At 64.2% G+C, this 15731-nt stretch carries 18 protein-coding genes; 8 read left to right on the top strand and 10 right to left on the bottom strand.

Features of this window, described 5'->3' with window-relative positions:
• The first annotated feature begins 73 nt into the window (after positions 1-73).
• The gene (locus tag JQ574_RS14435; RefSeq protein ID WP_212383611.1) at positions 74-688 is read left to right on the top strand and encodes a glutathione S-transferase family protein; all 615 of its coding nucleotides are present in this window, start codon (positions 74-76) and stop codon (positions 686-688) included.
• A gap of 21 nt (positions 689-709) precedes the next feature.
• On the opposite strand, the gene JQ574_RS14430 is transcribed toward JQ574_RS14435, so the two are convergent.
• Positions 710-1501, bottom strand: a complete 792-nt coding sequence (locus JQ574_RS14430) for a crotonase/enoyl-CoA hydratase family protein (RefSeq protein WP_212207210.1) — start codon at positions 1499-1501, stop codon at positions 710-712.
• A gap of 86 nt (positions 1502-1587) precedes the next feature.
• Here JQ574_RS14430 and JQ574_RS14425 point away from each other — a divergent pair, with 86 nt between their 5' ends.
• Positions 1588-2187 carry a TetR/AcrR family transcriptional regulator gene (locus tag JQ574_RS14425; protein ID WP_212207211.1) on the top strand — a complete coding sequence of 200 codons (600 nt, stop codon included), beginning with the start codon at positions 1588-1590 and terminating at the stop codon, positions 2185-2187.
• Positions 2188-2314: 127 nt separating this feature from the next.
• Here the strand turns inward: JQ574_RS14425 and JQ574_RS14420 are convergent, their stop codons facing one another.
• Entirely contained in the window at positions 2315-3031 is a 717-nt protein-coding gene (locus JQ574_RS14420; RefSeq protein WP_212207413.1) for an HAD family phosphatase, read from the bottom strand.
• On the bottom strand, positions 3028-3231 hold the full coding sequence (locus tag JQ574_RS35100) for a cysteine-rich CWC family protein (RefSeq protein WP_249119331.1): 204 nt from the start codon (positions 3229-3231) through the stop codon (positions 3028-3030). Before JQ574_RS35100 ends, JQ574_RS14420 begins: the two co-directional genes overlap by 4 nt.
• 102 nt (positions 3232-3333) lie before the next feature.
• On the opposite strand from JQ574_RS35100, the gene JQ574_RS14415 reads away from it, so the two are divergent.
• Together JQ574_RS14415 and JQ574_RS14410 are read left to right on the top strand one after the other, a co-directional pair.
• Positions 3334-4890 (top strand): DUF1800 family protein, encoded by a 1557-nt coding sequence (locus tag JQ574_RS14415; protein WP_212207212.1) that lies wholly within the window; start codon positions 3334-3336, stop codon positions 4888-4890.
• Positions 4891-4895: 5 nt separating this feature from the next.
• Entirely contained in the window at positions 4896-6134 is a 1239-nt protein-coding gene (locus JQ574_RS14410; protein ID WP_212207213.1) for a DUF1501 domain-containing protein, read from the top strand.
• A gap of 193 nt (positions 6135-6327) precedes the next feature.
• Here the strand turns inward: JQ574_RS14410 and JQ574_RS14405 are convergent, their stop codons facing one another.
• The 3 genes from JQ574_RS14405 to JQ574_RS14395 form a co-directional block, all read right to left on the bottom strand.
• A complete protein-coding gene (locus JQ574_RS14405) occupies positions 6328-7269 on the bottom strand; it encodes an aldo/keto reductase (protein WP_212207214.1) in 942 nt (313 codons plus the stop codon).
• A gap of 286 nt (positions 7270-7555) precedes the next feature.
• The gene (locus JQ574_RS14400; protein ID WP_212207215.1) at positions 7556-8017 is read right to left on the bottom strand and encodes a GNAT family N-acetyltransferase; all 462 of its coding nucleotides are present in this window, start codon (positions 8015-8017) and stop codon (positions 7556-7558) included.
• A 130-nt stretch (positions 8018-8147) separates the two neighbouring features.
• Positions 8148-8963 carry a PAS-domain containing protein gene (locus JQ574_RS14395; RefSeq protein ID WP_212207216.1) on the bottom strand — a complete coding sequence of 272 codons (816 nt, stop codon included), beginning with the start codon at positions 8961-8963 and terminating at the stop codon, positions 8148-8150.
• A gap of 268 nt (positions 8964-9231) precedes the next feature.
• Here JQ574_RS14395 and JQ574_RS14390 point away from each other — a divergent pair, with 268 nt between their 5' ends.
• Positions 9232-9582 carry a DMT family protein gene (locus tag JQ574_RS14390; protein WP_212207217.1) on the top strand — a complete coding sequence of 117 codons (351 nt, stop codon included), beginning with the start codon at positions 9232-9234 and terminating at the stop codon, positions 9580-9582.
• A gap of 70 nt (positions 9583-9652) precedes the next feature.
• Here the strand turns inward: JQ574_RS14390 and JQ574_RS14385 are convergent, their stop codons facing one another.
• The 4 genes from JQ574_RS14385 to JQ574_RS14370 form a co-directional block, all read right to left on the bottom strand.
• Complete coding sequence (locus tag JQ574_RS14385; RefSeq protein ID WP_212207218.1) at positions 9653-10150, bottom strand: hypothetical protein; 498 nt, start codon at positions 10148-10150, stop codon at positions 9653-9655.
• Positions 10151-10219: 69 nt separating this feature from the next.
• Positions 10220-11380 carry a PQQ-dependent sugar dehydrogenase gene (locus JQ574_RS14380; protein WP_212207219.1) on the bottom strand — a complete coding sequence of 387 codons (1161 nt, stop codon included), beginning with the start codon at positions 11378-11380 and terminating at the stop codon, positions 10220-10222.
• 69 nt (positions 11381-11449) lie between these two features.
• The gene (locus JQ574_RS14375; RefSeq protein ID WP_212207220.1) at positions 11450-11626 is read right to left on the bottom strand and encodes a hypothetical protein; all 177 of its coding nucleotides are present in this window, start codon (positions 11624-11626) and stop codon (positions 11450-11452) included.
• A gap of 184 nt (positions 11627-11810) precedes the next feature.
• A complete protein-coding gene (locus JQ574_RS14370) occupies positions 11811-12464 on the bottom strand; it encodes a glutathione S-transferase family protein (protein WP_212207221.1) in 654 nt (217 codons plus the stop codon).
• A 614-nt stretch (positions 12465-13078) separates the two neighbouring features.
• Here JQ574_RS14370 and JQ574_RS14365 point away from each other — a divergent pair.
• The 3 genes from JQ574_RS14365 (at position 13079) to JQ574_RS14355 (ending at position 15685) form a co-directional block, all read left to right on the top strand.
• Positions 13079-14281 (top strand): pyridoxal phosphate-dependent aminotransferase, encoded by a 1203-nt coding sequence (locus JQ574_RS14365; protein WP_212207223.1) that lies wholly within the window; start codon positions 13079-13081, stop codon positions 14279-14281.
• A 237-nt stretch (positions 14282-14518) separates the two neighbouring features.
• A complete protein-coding gene (locus tag JQ574_RS14360) occupies positions 14519-15049 on the top strand; it encodes a DUF992 domain-containing protein (RefSeq protein ID WP_212207224.1) in 531 nt (176 codons plus the stop codon).
• Between the two features lie 153 nt (positions 15050-15202).
• The gene (locus tag JQ574_RS14355) at positions 15203-15685 is read left to right on the top strand and encodes a DUF992 domain-containing protein (protein ID WP_212383609.1); all 483 of its coding nucleotides are present in this window, start codon (positions 15203-15205) and stop codon (positions 15683-15685) included.
• The last annotated feature ends 46 nt before the right edge of the window (positions 15686-15731 follow it).

Genomic DNA, 15731 nt, shown 5'->3' with positions numbered 1-15731 from the left:
GGATTGCTTCGTCGCTTGCGCTCCTCGCAATGACGGTTAGTCTGGCAGCTGTGTTTCAAACCGGCGCGCAAGCATGACTCTCAAACTCTTCGAACTCGTCGGCACCGATCCCGCCCGCCCGTTCAGTCCGTACTGCTGGCGGACGCGGATGGCGCTGGCGCATAAGGGGCTTTGCGCGGAAACCATCCCGTGGTGTTTTACGGAAAAGGACGCGATCGCGCCGCACGGATCCGAAAGGGTGCCGGTGCTGTTCGGCGGCGAGGGCGGCCGCGCGATGGCGCGCATGCTGAACTGGTGGGGCGATGTCACCGTGATCGGCGGCATGTCTCCGATGATCGTCGCTGACATCCCCTTGAACCTGAAGCCGGTGGACGCCGCCTATTTCCGCAAGTCACGGGAAGTGCGCTTCGGCAAGCCGCTGGAAGAGGTGGTGGCGGGCCGCGACAAGGCGGTCGAAGGCTTTCGCAAATCGCTCGACCCGTTGCGGCTGACCTTGAAGACGCAATCCTATCTCGGCGGCGGGCAACCGAACTATGCGGACTACATCGTGTTCGGCGGGTTCCAGTGGGCGCGCGTGGTCAGCCCGTTCAAGCTGCTGGGGGAAGACGATCCGGTCTATGCCTGGCGCGAGCGGCTGCTCGACGCTTTCGACGGCATGGCGCGCAAATCGCCGGGATTTGCGGTGTAGGTACGCCGTCGAATCAATTGGTCACCGCCCGCGATAGCTCGGCGGCCGCCGCCCGATCCAGGCGGCCAGGCCTTCGCGGAGGTCGCTTGTCGGCACCATGGCGGCAAACTGCTCGCTCTCGACTTGCAGCCCTTCGCCGATGGTCATGTTCAAGCCGCGGGTAACTGATGTGATGATGCTGCCGACCGCAAGCGGCGAGTGACGCATGATGCGGCTTGCCAGTTCGCACGCCGCCGGCAGCAATTCATCATGCGGCACGACTGAATTGACAAGCCCGATCTCCAGCGCCCGCGCGGGCGAAAAGGCATCGCCGGTCAACAGCAGCTCCAGCGCGCGCTTGCGCCCGGCCAGCCGCGGCAGGCGCTGGGTTCCGCCGAAGGTCGGCGGCATGCCGAGATTGATTTCCGGTTTTGCAAATTGCGCCCGGTCGCTGGCGATGGCCAGATGCACCGCCTCGGTGATCTCGCAACCGCCGCCGAATGCCAGGCCATTGACCGCGGCGATCATGGGTTTTCGGAATGCTTCGAGGCGCGCGGTCATCGCCTGTCCGCGCCGGACGAAGTCGCGTATCGCCGCGTTCGGGCCCTGCCGAACGCTGCCCGAAAACTCCTTGATGTCGGCGCCTGCGGAGAACGCCCGCTCGCCGGCGCCTGTGAGGATCACCGCGCCAATGCCGGCATCGGTCTCGATCGTGTCGAGCGCGGCCATCAGGCGATCGATCAGATCGTAATTCAGCGCGTTGAGCCGGGCGGGCCGGTTGAGCGTGATCTGCGCAATCCCGTTTTTGATATCGAGCAGCACGGCGTCGGACATGATGGTCTCCGCAAATGTCGGTGTCGGTGGCACCTTAGGCGCGGCATCACATTGTGTATATTCACTGGTCGGTATACATTTAAGACATGGCGAAATCGGAAACTCCCACCCGCGAGCGGATCGTTTCGGCGGCAAACGCGCTGTTCTACGCGGACGGTATTCGCGGCGTGAGCGTCGACGCCGTGGCGGCGAAGGCCGGCGTCACCAAGCGGACGCTGTACTATCATTTCAAGAGCAAGGATGACCTCGTGGCGGCTTATCTCGCCGGCCGCGACCAGCCCAATCTCGCGCTGTTCAAGCAATGGTTCGCCGAGGCCGACGGCGGCTTGCCGGTTAAAATCGAACGGATTTTCCGCAATCTCGCCCGCTCGGCCCGGCATCCCAAATGGAAGGGGTGCGGCTTCCTGCGCACCTCGGCGGAGCTGGCCAACATGCCCGGCCATCCCGCGATGAAGATCGGCGCCGCCCACAAGAAGAAATTCGAGCACTGGCTGCGCGCCACGTTCGAGGCCGCCGGAATCGCCGAAGCATCACAGCTCGCCCGGCAGACATTGCTGTTGCTGGATGGATCGTTCGCCGTCGTCCTGCTGCATCGTGATCCCAGCTACATGGAGACCGCAGGTCAAGCCGCGCATGCGCTGACCAAGGCGGCGCTCCGGGGGCGGGGGAAGCCGCGAGCGCGGTAGGGGCCCCGCACCCTCACCGAGTCGTCCCAGCGAAGGCAGATGCGCAATTGCGCATCGGGGGATCCATACCGCGTGATCTCTCGATAATGCAGAGTGGCCGACGCCTTTCGCAAATAAGCGTTGGTGGCTATGGGTCCCGGCCTTCGCCGGGACGACGCAAGAATTTCGAACGCAACACGCCTCGTGTTCGCAACATCTCCACCACCTTGCCGAGATCGTCCACCACCGCCGCGCATCGCGCGCGAGACTCTTCGGTCGGCGGCACCATGTCCGGCACCATGACGGTGATCGTGCCCGCGGCATAAGCTGCGGCCACGCCGTGGTTGGAATCCTCGACGGCGACGCAGAATTCCGGGCGCACGCCAAGCGTTGACGCCGCCAGCAGATACAGATCAGGGCTCGGCTTGCCGCGCGTGACGTCGTCGCGGGTCAGGATATGGTCGAAACGGCTGCGGATCCCGGCCAGCGTCAAATGCGCGTCCGCCGTGCGACGCGACGACGAGGTCACGATTGCCATCGGACATTCGCTGCCCTGCAGCGCATCGAGCAGTTCGATGGCGCCGCGCTTCAGCGGCAGGCCGGCGCCAAGAATTTCGTCGCGCCGTGCGATGAAGGCCTCGTTGATCGCGGGCAGCGGAAAGCCCTCGCCATAGCGGGCATGGAGCATGGCCTCGCAATCCGGACCGGGCAGGCCGACCATCGCGTGGCACAGCGTCTCGACATCGTCGGTATAACCGAACGCGCCGAGCGCCGAAACCAGGCTGTCGAAGTAAACCCGCTCGGTGTCGAGCAGCGTTCCATCCATGTCGAGCAGAACGGCCCGGACGTCCCACCTCTCGGTCACGTTGCGGCCGCGCTGGAGGCACGCGCCGCCGCCCTGCGCAGGCAAGCCGGACACAGGCAATCGCTGCCGTCCAGCGGCATCGGCATACGGAAAGTTTCCTCGCTGCACCAGCACGGCCCGGACAGGCTGCAGGAGAACTCGGTGCCGCAGCCGGCGCAGGCGAGGCGCCGCGAGGGAGGATTGTCTGACCGATTTGTCATGAAACGAGGCGTTTTCTAACCGGGTTTTAATTCGGGCTTCATCCCGAAAGGCGTTATACTTGCCGGCAAATCATATACCGGGGACGTGCTGAGGGAAATCCGATGGCCCGCGATTCGCAAGCCGCATTGGTGGCGCTTAATCGCTTCGGATTCGGCGCGCGCGGCGGCGCATCGGGCGATTTCGTCAACGCGGCCTCCGATCCCAGAGGTTTCGTGAAGGCGGAAATGAGCCGGCCCAACGGCGTGCTGCTTGAGGTGCCGGGTTTGCAGTCGACCGCGGCGCTCGGCAAGGCGGTGTTCGACTATCAGTTCGAGATCCAGCAGGGCCGCGACGCGGCTGCCAAATCCGCGCCGGCAGCCGCGACCGAGGGACCGCAACCGCCTGTCGAGGCGAAAGGGCAACGGCGAAACCTGTCGCTGAACAGCATCGCCATGGACATGGCGCCGAAGGAGCCGCCGGCAAAGCCGCAGGAAAACGCCAATGCGTCGATGACGCCTCCCGAGACGATGCAGCCTGCCGCGCCGAGACCGCCGCCGCAACCGCTCAACATCATCCAGAAGACGTTTCGCGCCGAAGCGCTGGCGCGGCTGCAGCGGGCCGTCATCGCCGATTGCGGGTTCACCGAGCGGCTGGTCGTGTTCTGGTCCAATCATTTTTGTATCTCCGCCAACAAGGGCGGAGTGGCGCGGATGTGGGCGGGCTCGTTCGAGCGCGAAGCGATCCGGCCCTTCGTGCTCGGGCGCTTCGCTGACATGCTGAAGGCGGTCGAGCAGCATCCGGCGATGCTGTTCTTTCTCGACAACCAGCAATCGCTGGGGCCGGATTCGCGCGCCGGGAAAAACCGCAACCGCGGCCTGAACGAAAATCTCGCGCGCGAAATCCTGGAGCTGCATACGCTCGGCGTCGGCGGCGGCTATTCGCAGGACGACGTGACGTCGCTGGCGCGCATCATCACGGGGTGGACCTATGCCGGACGGCAGGGCCAGCTCGGCGCCCCCGGCAGCTTCGTCTTCAACGCCAATGCGCACCAGCCCGGCGCGCATGCCGTGATGGGCAAGATTTACGACGCCAATGGCGTGGCGCAGGGCGAGGCGGTGTTGGCGGATCTCGCGCGGCACCCCTCGACCGCAAAGTTCATCGCCAGCAAGTTCGTCCGTCATTTCGTCGCCGACGATCCGCCGCCGGCGCTGGTGGCGCGGCTGGCCGATGTGTTCGGCAAGACCGACGGCGATCTCAAGGCGCTGGCGACGGCGCTGGTTGATTCCGACGAAGCCTGGAAGGCGCCGCTGACCAAAGTGCGCTCGCCGTATGAATTCCTGGTCGCGTCCGGCCGGTTGCTGGCGCAAATCCCCGGCGACCCCGGCCGCTATCTTAACGGCCTCAACGTGCTGGGTCAGCCATTATGGGCGCCCGCCGGCCCGAACGGTTTTCCCGACAGCAATGCGGCATGGGCCGCGCCCGAAGGCATGAAGTTGCGGCTCGATATATCGGCGCAGATCGCCTCGCGCCTCGCCGATAGCATCGATCCGCGCGATCTGCTTGAACTCGTCGCTGCGGACGCAGCGTCGATCGAAACAAGGCGCACGGTCGAGCGCGCGGAATCGCGGCAGCAGGCGCTGGCGCTGCTATTGATGTCGCCGGAATTCCAGAGGAGATGACGCCAATGGAAACGACATTAGCGAAAACGGATTGCTGCGAAAGCCCGACATCTCCCTCGCGCCGCGCGCTGTTGCTCGGTGGCGCGTCCTTTGCGGCCTGGGCTTATTTGCCGAAATTCGCCCGTGCTGCCGATGGACGCGATCCACGTCTGGTCGTCGTCATCCTGCGCGGCGCGCTGGACGGCCTTGCGACAGTAGCCCCGATCGGCGACCCTGATTATGCCGGCCTGCACGGCTCGATCGCCCTGACGCCCGGCGGACCCAACGCCGCGCTGATGCTGGATTCGTTCTTCGCGCTGCATCCGGCGATGCCTGAATTCGCGCGGATGTACCGCCAGAAGCAGGCCGCGGTGATCCATGCGGTCGCGACCTCCTATCGCGAGCGCTCGCATTTCGACGGCCAGGATGTGCTCGAAAGCGGCTTTGCCGGACCGGGCCGGGTGCAATCCGGCTGGCTCAACCGCGCGCTGGAAAACTTGCCGAAAGGCGAACGCGTGACGAGCGCGCTCGGCGTCGGCCCGACCACGCCGCTGGTGCTGCGCGGCGCGGCGCCGACCGTCGGCTGGACCCCGGTCGCGTTGCCGCAGGCCGCCGAGGACACCGCAATGCGCCTGATCGAACTCTATCGCCACCGCGATCCGGCGCTGGCGGCGGCGTTGACACAGGGCCTTGCGCTCGACAAGGCGGCGCAAGGCGACGACATGAAACCAAAGCCGGGCACCAATGGTGTTGCCGCGATGCGGCTGGTGGCGCGCGGCGCGGCCAAGCTGATGGCGGCCGATGACGGTCCGCGGATCGGCGCGCTCGCCTTCGACGGCTGGGACACCCACGCCAATGAAGGCGGCCCGGTCGGCCGCCTGGCGCAGCTGTTGTCGGGCCTCGACGGCGCGCTCGCCGAGTTCGAAAGCGGGCTCGGCGCACGCTGGCGCGACACGGTCGTGGTGGTCGTCACTGAATTCGGCCGCACCGCGCGCATCAACGGCACCGCAGGCACCGACCATGGCACCGGCACCGTGGCGCTGCTCGCCGGCGGCGCGGTGAAGGGCGGCCGGGTGATCGCGGACTGGCCCGGCCTGAAGGTCGCCAATCTCTATCAGGCCCGCGACATCGCCCCGACCACGGACCTGCGCGCGGTCATGAAGGGTGTGCTGCAGGACCAGTTCGGGCTCGCCGAGCGCGTGCTGGCGGAGACGGTGTTTCCGGACAGCGCGTCAGTGAAGCCGATGAAGGGGCTGGTGGGGTAGGTGTGGCCCCACCGACAGTGTCGTCCCGGCCTTGAGCATCTAGCACTCGTCGTCCCGGCCTTGAGCCGGGACCCATACGCCGCGGCCCGCGTTGTTGGAAAAGGAAGACAACGTCCAGCGCGCAAAAACAATTACTGCCGGTGGCTATGGGTCCCGGCTCAAGGCCGGGACGACATCGTGGATATTTCGCGGCTCACCCCTTCGTAATCGCATCGATCTCCGCGAGCTCCTGCGGGCTCAACACCCAGCTGATCGCTTTCACGTTCTGCTCGACCTGTTCGACGCGGGTGGCGCCGGCGATGACGCTGGAGACTTGCGGGTGCGAGGCGAGCCAGGAGAAGGCGAGCTCGAGCATGGTGTGGCCGCTCTTGTCGGCGAAGGCCTGCAGCTTCTCGACGATGTCTTCATTGCGCGGCGTGACGTAACGCTCCTTCAGCGCCGGGGCTTTTGCAAAGCGCGTGTCGTCGGGCGCGGCGGCGCCGCGTTTGTATTTGCCGGTGAGCAGGCCGCTTGCCAGCGGGAAAAACGGCAGCAGGCCGAGCTTGTATTCCTTGGCTGCGGGCAGCAGATCCTGTTCGATGCCGCGCACCACGAGGCTGTATTCGTCCTGGCAGGAGACGAAGCGGTTGACGTTCATCTGCCGTGCGACCAGTTCGGCTTCCGCGATGCGCCAGGCCGGAAAATTCGAATTGCCGATGTAGCGGACCTTGCCCTGGCGCACGAGCTCGTCGAGCGCCCGCAGGGTCTCCTCGATCGGCGTCAAGGGATCGTAATCATGCTGCTGGTAGAGATCGATGTAGTCGGTCTTCAGCCGCGTCAGGCTTGCCTCGACCGCGGACATGATGTAGCGGCGCGAGGCGCCCTGCTTGGTGCCGTCCGTGCTCATCGGCTTGGAATATTTCGTCGCCAGCACGATGTCCTTGCGGCGGTCGCCGAGCACGGTGCCGAGCACGGTCTCGGAGCCGCCCATCCCGGCATAGATGTCGGCGGTGTCGAACAGGGTGATGCCGAGGTCGATCGCCTTGTGGATCACCTTGCGCGAAGTTTCGAGGTCGGTGCGCTGGCCGAAATTGTTGCAGCCGAGGCCGACGGCGGAAACGCGCAGGCCGGAGCCGCCGAGATTGCGAATTTGCATGGGAGATCCTGTGGGTGGGCGAGGAGGCCGCATTGTGGCCCGCGCACCCCAGAGCCCGCAAGATGCGGATTGACCGCGCACGGCATGCCTGAGCAGCGGTTCCGGCGTAGCTCGGCGTAAAGGGTCTGAAAGTGCTGCGAAAAAGATGCGGCCCCGGTCAGACGCGGCGACTGACGGGGGCCGCTTGGGGGCGCGTGATCTGAGACGGGGGGCCTGATCAAACGCAGGCGCAACCTAACCGGGCTTTGTTACGCCCCGGTGACATCTGGATTTATCCACAGGCCAGTCAGAACACCTTGCGATAGACGACAATCCCGGTCTTCTCCGCCACCTTGTCGTAAAGCTGCATCGCGGTGTGATTTGTGTTGTAGGTGAACCAGTACACGCGCGGCGAACCGGCGAGCCTGGCCTGTTCGTAGACGTCGTTGATCAGCGCGCGGCCGACTCCCTTGCCGCGCGCGGCTTCGCTGGTGAACAGATCCTGCATGTAGAACGTCGGCTCGATCGCGGTGGTTGAGCGGTGAAGCAGGTAATGCGCCAGCCCGAGCAGTTCGCCGTCGCGTTCGGCGACCAAAGCGTGCACCGGCTCGTAGGCATCGAAGAAGCGCGCCCAGGTCATCGCGGTGATGGCGGGATCGAGCGCGGTCGGTCCCGTCCGCTCGTAGAACGCGTTGTAGCCGTCCCACAAAGGCAGCCATTTTGCGTAATCCTGTCGTGTGACAAAACGAATCGTTACGTCGCCGGGCATGTTTGATTCCGTATTCGACAAGGGAGCTTCGGGAAGGGAGCGGCGTCGTCGACGCGCTGGCTGATGGCGCCAGCCTACAGGCGCCACCGCAACGGATCAATCGGGGAGGGGCGTTGCCGCGTCGCGGCTGCTATTCGGCGGCGCGCAGGTGCCGCGCCAGGCTGCGTTCGCCGCCGCCGCGCAGCGAGCGGTAATAATCGGCATTGCCGATGTCGTCGGTATGGCGGACGAGATCGGTGACCGGCGTATAGCTCAGCATGCGCCCGCCATCGGGCAGCGCCGTGCAGGAAAAGCGCAGCACCTGTCCGTCAGCCATCTTGATGTTGATCGGCGTGGAATCGCCGGCCCGCATCATCTCGGTGCGCTGCGCGATGAAGAGGCTCAATTCGTCTTCCGGCAGCTCGTAGGCGCCGGTGTCGCGGCCGTGATACATCAGCGCGATGAACGGCGGCTTGGCGTCGGCCTGCTCGTCGGACAGCGAAAAATAGTCGCGAAAGGCGCGGTTGATGAATTCGGCGCGGGTGTCGGAATCGAGCAGCACGATGCCGATATCGACCTGGTCGAGGGCTGCCGACAGCCGCATCGCGGTGGCATGGTGCTTCTGCTCCCAGGCGAAGGCGTCGATCCATTTTTGCCGCAGCATCCCGGTGATCACGGCGGTTCCGACCGCGGTCGCCGCCAGCAGCAGCATGCGCATCAGGTCGGAGGCGTCATAGCCCGGCACGGCGCGATGGTTGAGGAAGAACAGCGCCGAGGACACCACGGCAATCGCGGCGCTGGTCAGGCCGGAGGCGAGCCCGCTGACGGAACTGGCCAATGCCACGATGCAGACGAACAGCGGTGCGGGGTTCGGGACCGCAATGACATAACGGTCGACCAGGAAGGCGGCGAGCGCCGTCGCTGTCGTCAGAGCCGGACCGGAGATGGCGCGCCAGTCGAACTGCATGCCGATTCTCGCTGCCTCCCAAGGCGTTGACCAAGGCGTTGACCAAGGCGTTGATCGAGCGGCCGTTTGAGGCCGTTCCCGTTGCGTCGAGAATAAGGCACGCAGTGTGACGGATGTTTCGTTTTGCGGCGAACTATCTTTTTCTGTCGTTAAGACGGACTTGAGCGCGCACGCAGAGCTTTCGCGATTTTGAATTCAAATGCTAATCAAAACCGATGGAACGGGTTCTGCCCGGGTCGCTAGCGCACCAAATTCACAAGAGGACATCATGCCGACCGTCTCCCCGCAGATCCTGCCGATATTGATGCTGTTCGCCTCCAACGTCTTCATGACCTTTGCCTGGTACGGCCATCTCAAATTCAAGCAAAGCCCGCTGGTGCTGATCATTCTGGCGAGTTGGGGGATCGCGTTCTTCGAATACTGGCTGGCGGTGCCGGCCAACCGCTGGGGCAGCGCGGTCTATTCGGCGGCCCAGCTCAAGACCATGCAGGAAGTGATCACGCTGGTGGTGTTCGCAGGCTTCTCGACGCTGTACCTGAAGGAGCCGCTGGCCTGGAATCACGCTTTGGGTTTTCTCTTGATTGCCGGCGGGGCGTTTTTGATTTTTCACAAATGGTAGCAAAGCGTTTTCAAAGCGAAGTGGGCACCGGTTCGCGTCAAGAAAACGCGTCAAAACAAAAAAAGCAATCCTAGCCGCCGGTGATGCTTCGGTAATGATCGAGCAGGCTCTTGCCGGAATCATAGATGATGTTGGCAATGCGCCAATCGTCGTCCGGGCCGATGACGTGAACCAGGATCCGGTGCGGCTGGCCGCGATGCTCGATCTCGACGCGGATGGTGGCCGGCCCCATCTCGTCGCCGGAATGGTGCTCGACCTTGCCGACCTTGATCTCGGCGCCCGGCAGCACGCCCCAGCCGAAGAAGGCGTTGAGCAGCGGGCCGATCGTCTGGTTCTTCGGATATTGCCGCGGCGCCTGCATCAACCGGCGCATGCCGGGCGAGAACAGCGCGTAGAAGTCGTCGTTGCCGAGCGGCGTTCTGGCGGCGTGCAGGCGCGCCTGCTTGTAATAGGTGGTTTCGACGAATTCCCTGACGCTGAGGCCGCCGCATTCGGCGCGGCCGGGCCGCGTGGCGGCGAGCAGTGTCAGGGCCCCTGACAGGGCGAAAACAAACTGGCGCCGGTTCATGCGTTGCGTTTCCGAAAACGGGGAGCCCTGAAGCTTGGTCGCAGCTTTCCGTTCACGCGTTCATTTCATTCACTTTGCAGAAGGCGTCACCCGCAGGATCCGTCCGTTGGAGCTGTCGGTCAGCAGCCACAGGGCGCCGTCCGGGCCTTGCCTGACGTCGCGAATCCGCTCGTGCAGATTTTGCAGCAGGCGCTCTTCGCCCGCGACGCCGTTGCCGTTCAGCGACAGCCGCACCAGCATGCTGCCGGACAGCGCGCCGACGAACAGGCTGCCGGACCATTTTGGAAACAGCTTGCCGGTATAGAACAGCATGCCGGACGGGGAGATCGACGGCACCCAGTATTTGACCGGCTGCTCCATGCCGTCCTTGGCGGTGCTTTCATGGATCTTGCCGCCGCTGTATTCGAGGCCGAAGCCGATCACCGGCCAGCCGTAATTCCTGGCCGCCCTGATGATGTTGAGCTCGTCGCCGCCGCGCGGGCCGTGCTCGACTTCCCAGACGTCGCCCGACGCCGGGTTGATCGCCAGGCCCTGTCCGTTGCGGTGGCCGTAACTCCAGATTTCCGGCTTGGCGCCGGCGCGGCCGATGAACGGGTTGCCGGCGGCGGCCGATCCATCCGGTGCGATCCGGATCACCTTGCCGAGATGATTGCCGAGCTCCTGGGCCTGCTCGCGATGTGAACCATGGTCACCCAGCGTCACGAACAAATTGCCGTCGTCGGCCTGCACGATGCGGCAGCCATAATGAATTCCTGACGACAGCGGCCCTTCCTGGCGGAAGATGATTTTGGTTTCGTCGAGGCGGCCGCCGCTGTCATTGAGTTTGGCGCGCGCGATCGCGGTGCGGCCGCCGCCGCTGGTCCGCTCCGCAAAGCAGAAATAGATCGTCTTGTTTTGCGCATAGGATTTATCGATCGCGACGTCGAGCAGGCCGCCTTGGCTGGACGCCCACACGTCGGGCACGCCCTTGAGCGGCGGCGACAGCTGGCCTTCCGCGGACACGATTCGGATTCGGCCGGGCCGTTCGGTCACCAGCATCCTGCCGTCGGGCAAGAACGCCAGCGACCACGGATTGGCCAGACCCCTTGCGAAGGTGCGCACTTCGAGTCCGCCGGCGGATGACGGAAACTCCGTCTCTTCGCCGCGGGTGCCGGTGGCGATCACCAAGGTCGCGGTCAGCAGGATCGCTGCCGTCAGCGCCACGGTTACAAGTCCGACAGGTGTCTTCATCTTCGTCCGCCCGCGATGCCAATCATCGCGCGTTGCGCTCGGAAAAGGTCCAATCAGGAAATGCCGGAGTCACGCCGGAATCGGCATGGCCATGGTCACCTTGATCGAGAGCACTGTCAGCGCGACGACAAGGCACAGCGACAGCGTACCGATCGCCAGAGAGGCGGCAATGGCGTTGGTCAGTCGGGCGGAAGCGACTGGCGCTGGGCGGGTTTCGAAGCCGGCCGTGCCGGGCGACCGTGTCATGGGTCTAAATCCTTCAGGACGCGGGCGAATCACCCGCGGCATCCGGGAATTTCACAATCGTGGCCGGCAATATTGGGGCACGCGAGTGCCAAAAATGGCGAAATCACGGCAAAGGTTAACGTTATTCCCGCTGTCCTTAACCTTTGGACGCCTCTTCCAGCGAACGTGAATCGCGACCCGTGCCTTAAGCTCCGGCGGCGACGCTGGCGGGATCATCGACCTCGGCATCCGGCCGCCAGTCCATGGTCACGAAACCGGGGGTCTGTTCGACCCGCCGCAGCCAGGCGCGGATCGCGGGGAAGGTCGCGAGGTCATAGTCGCAGCGGTCGGCGACATGGGTGTAGCCGTACAGCGCGATGTCGGCGACCGTGAGCTGGTCGGAGGCGAAATAGGCCCGGGTCTTGAGATGGTTTTCCATCACCTGAAGCGCGGCGTAGCCACGCTCCATCCAGTCCTCCAATGCGTGGGTCTGCAGGTCGCGGCCGCCCTTGACCAGCGACAGCCAGAAATAGGCCGCGCCGAGATTGGGCTCGAGCGCATGCTGTTCGAAGAACATCCACTGCAGCGCCTCGGCGCGTTCGACCCGCGACTCCGGCGCCAGCGAGGTGCCGCCGGCGACGTACCAGAGGATGGCGTTGGACTCGGCGAGGTAGCGTCCCTCGGCGACTTCCAGCAGCGGCACCTGTCCGCTCGGATTCATCGCCAGAAAATCCGGCGTCCGGCTTTCACCGCGCAGGATGTCGACTTCGATCGCGCAATACGGCGCCTTGAGCAGCGACAGCGCAAGGCGGACCTTGTAGCTGTTGCCGGAGCGCTGCATCGAATAGAGCTTGTACATCGTATGAATTTCAATCGATCAGTTGCACGTCTTTCGCGCGCGGATCGCCGCAACGCGGTTAAACAATGATGCCGTTAGGGTTGCGTCGCAAGACCCGCATTATGGAAAAAGTCGAAAACCTCTACCGCACTGCACGCGCGCAGAACGTCATGCCTCGACGCAGGGATCACGTGGTCGGGATTTGTGATCAAAACGCTTCAAGCTTTCGCGATGTCGTCGATACGTGCAGGCCCGGATTTTGAAATCTCTGCGAGATGGATCGACGTCTATTCTGAATTGACCTCGGAGCAATCCATCGCGGCACCTGATCGCGTCGGAGAGCCAGATCCCGGCGCGGCGTGCGGGCCGGGGATGATCGCCGTCAACACCATCGCGGCCGCGCCGGTTTCCGTCGCGGGTTTCCTTGGCCAGATATGAGTCATTTCGGCGTAGAATTTGTCCAAATATTGCGCCGGTCGCGCCTGCGGCCCCGTAAAATTTGAGCCTTTCGGGCCAAGCTTCTTGCGATGCGGCGCTGAGCGCTCTAGGGTGCGCCGATCCCAACATTGAGAATCGCGGATCATTCCCGAAACGGGCACCAGGTGTGCCCACACATGCCATTCCAGGAGATGATGATGCCTTTTCTGTCCGCTGCGCTCGACCGTGTGAAGCCGTCCGCGACGATCGCGGTCACGGATAAAGCACGCGCGCTGAAAGCGGCCGGCCGCAACGTCATCGGCCTTGGCGCCGGCGAGCCCGATTTCGACACGCCCGCCAACATCAAGCTGGCGGCGATCCACGCCATCGAGGCCGGCAAGACCAAGTACACCGCGGTCGACGGCATTCCCGAGCTGAAGGAGGCGATCATCGCCAAGTTCCAGCGCGAGAACGGCCTGACCTACAAGCCGAACCAGATCATCATCGGCACCGGCGGCAAGCAGGTGCTCTACAACGCGCTGATGGCGACCATCAATCCGGGCGACGAGGTCATCATCCCGGCGCCCTATTGGGTGAGCTATCCGGAAATGGTGGCGCTGGCCGGCGGCGTGCCGGTGTCCGTGGTGTGCACGGCGGAGCAGGGCTTCAAGCTGCAGCCCGACGCGCTGGAAAAGGCGATCACGCCGAAGACCAAATGGATCATCCTGTGCTCGCCGTCGAACCCGACCGGCGCGGCCTACTCGCGCAGCGAGTTGCAGGCGATCACCGACGTGCTGGTGAAGCACCCAAGCGTCTGGGTGATGACCGACGACATGTACGAGCATTTGGTCTATGACGACTTCGTGTTCACCACGCCGGCGCAGATCGAGCCGAAACTGTACGACCGCACGCTGACGGTGAACGGCGTGTCGAAGGCCTATTGCATGACCGGCTGGCGCATCGGCTATGCCGGCGGCCCGGCCGAACTGATCAAGGCGATGGCGACGATCCAGTCGCAGTCGACCTCGAACCCGTCGTCGATCTCGCAGTGGGCGTCAGTCGAGGCGCTCAACGGTCCGCAGGACTTCATCCCCGCGAACAACAAGGTGTTCAAGGAACGCCGTGACCTTGCGGTGTCGATGCTGAACCAGGCCAAGGGCATCGAATGCCCGCGGCCCGAGGGCGCGTTCTACGTCTATCCGTCCTGCGCCGGCACCATTGGCAAGACCGCGCCGTCGGGCAAGGTGATCGCAAATGACGAGGACTTCGTCACGGAACTGCTGGAGAGCGAAGGCGTCGCCGTGGTGCAGGGTTCCGCGTTCGGGCTTGGCCCGGCGTTCCGGATTTCCTACGCCACCAAGACTTCCGATCTCGAGGACGCCTGCAAACGCATCCAGCGCTTTTGCGGCAATCTGAGATAACGCGTTTTGAAGCGAAGCCTGTTCCGCTCATGATGCGGGACAGGTTCCGGTTTGTTTCCAAAAATTTCTGTCAAAGAAACGCGCAAAGAAAACGCGTCAGAAAAAAGGCGTGTCAAATCACATCACGCGTGAACCGCATGATGTTTTGAAGTCTTCTTTTTGCAAAGCGCCATGTTTTGGACACGGCGCTTCCTTCCTGTCCCCCCGCACATTCAGTTCATCAAGTGGGGACGACTCATGCTCTTCGGAAAACGTTTTACGACCTTCGGCATCGCGATCGCGGCGCTCGTTGCGCCGATCGCGAGCGCGGATGCAGCACCGGCGGTTCGCGCCGGCGTCCTGCAATGCCAGGGCGGCCAGAATGTCGGCTATGTCGTCGGCTCCGTGACCAGCCTCGAATGCGTGTTCAAGAGTGAAGGCCGTCGGCCGGAGCCTTACATTGCCACCGTGCGCCGCTACGGCCTCGATCTCGGCATCACCGCACAGACCCAATTGGCCTGGGCGGTGAACGCGCCGAACAGCCGCGTCAGCCGCGGCGATCTCGCCGGCAGTTACGGCGGCGTCGGCGCCAACGCGTCGGTCGGTATCGGCGGTGGCGGCAACTTCCTGGTCGGCGGTCCTGCCAATTCCTACGCGCTGCAGCCGCTCAGCGTGCAGGGCCAGACCGGGTTGAACGTCGCCGCCGGGATTGCCGACATCCAGCTGGAGCCGTTCCGCGGCTATGCCCCTCCGCGCCGTCACCACCGCCGGCATCATCGCCGCGGTTGAAGATAGTTCTTGTGAAAGAGGCCCGCGAGAGCGGGCCTTTTTTATTTAGGGCACGTCAATTGCTGTTATGCCATAGAATGGCTCGCGCGCCCTTGGTCCGTGCTTTTCTCGATCCTCTGCCCGCATTACATCGTTTCAGCTGGAGATTTCTTCATGCGTCGCTCCCTTCTCCTTGCCGCTGCCGTCATCGCCGTGTGGGCCAGCTCGATCGCCGGCGCCAATGCGCAGCAGGTGGCGCGGGTGCAGGTCGGCATTCTCGAATGCCGCGGCGGCGCCAGCATCGGCTTCATCGTCGGATCCGTGACCAATCTCGGCTGCGTGCTGCGTGCCGACGGCATGCCGGAAGACCGTTACGTCGCCACCATCCGTAAAGTCGGCCTCGATCTCGGCATCACCCAGGAATCCGCGCTGGCGTGGGGCGTGTTCGCGCCGTCGGCGCAACTTGGGCCGGGCGGCCTCTCCGGCAATTATGTCGGCGCGCAGGGCAGCGCCACGCTCGGCATCGGCGTCGGCGGCAACGTGCTGGTTGGCGGCTCGGCGAACTCGATCGCGCTGCAGCCGCTCAGCCTGCACGGCCAGGTCGGCGTCAGCATCGCTGCCGGATTGGAAAGCCTGGAACTTCGGCCGGGACGATAATTCGGTCAGCCGACGTAAAAAGGGCCCGTGCGCTGCGGGCCCTTTT

This window comes from Bradyrhizobium sp. AUGA SZCCT0158 (assembly GCF_018130065.1).
Lineage (GTDB): Bacteria > Pseudomonadota > Alphaproteobacteria > Rhizobiales > Xanthobacteraceae > Bradyrhizobium.
Note: the sequence above shows the minus strand (reverse complement) of the source record. Positions and strands in the feature narration are given on the sequence as shown.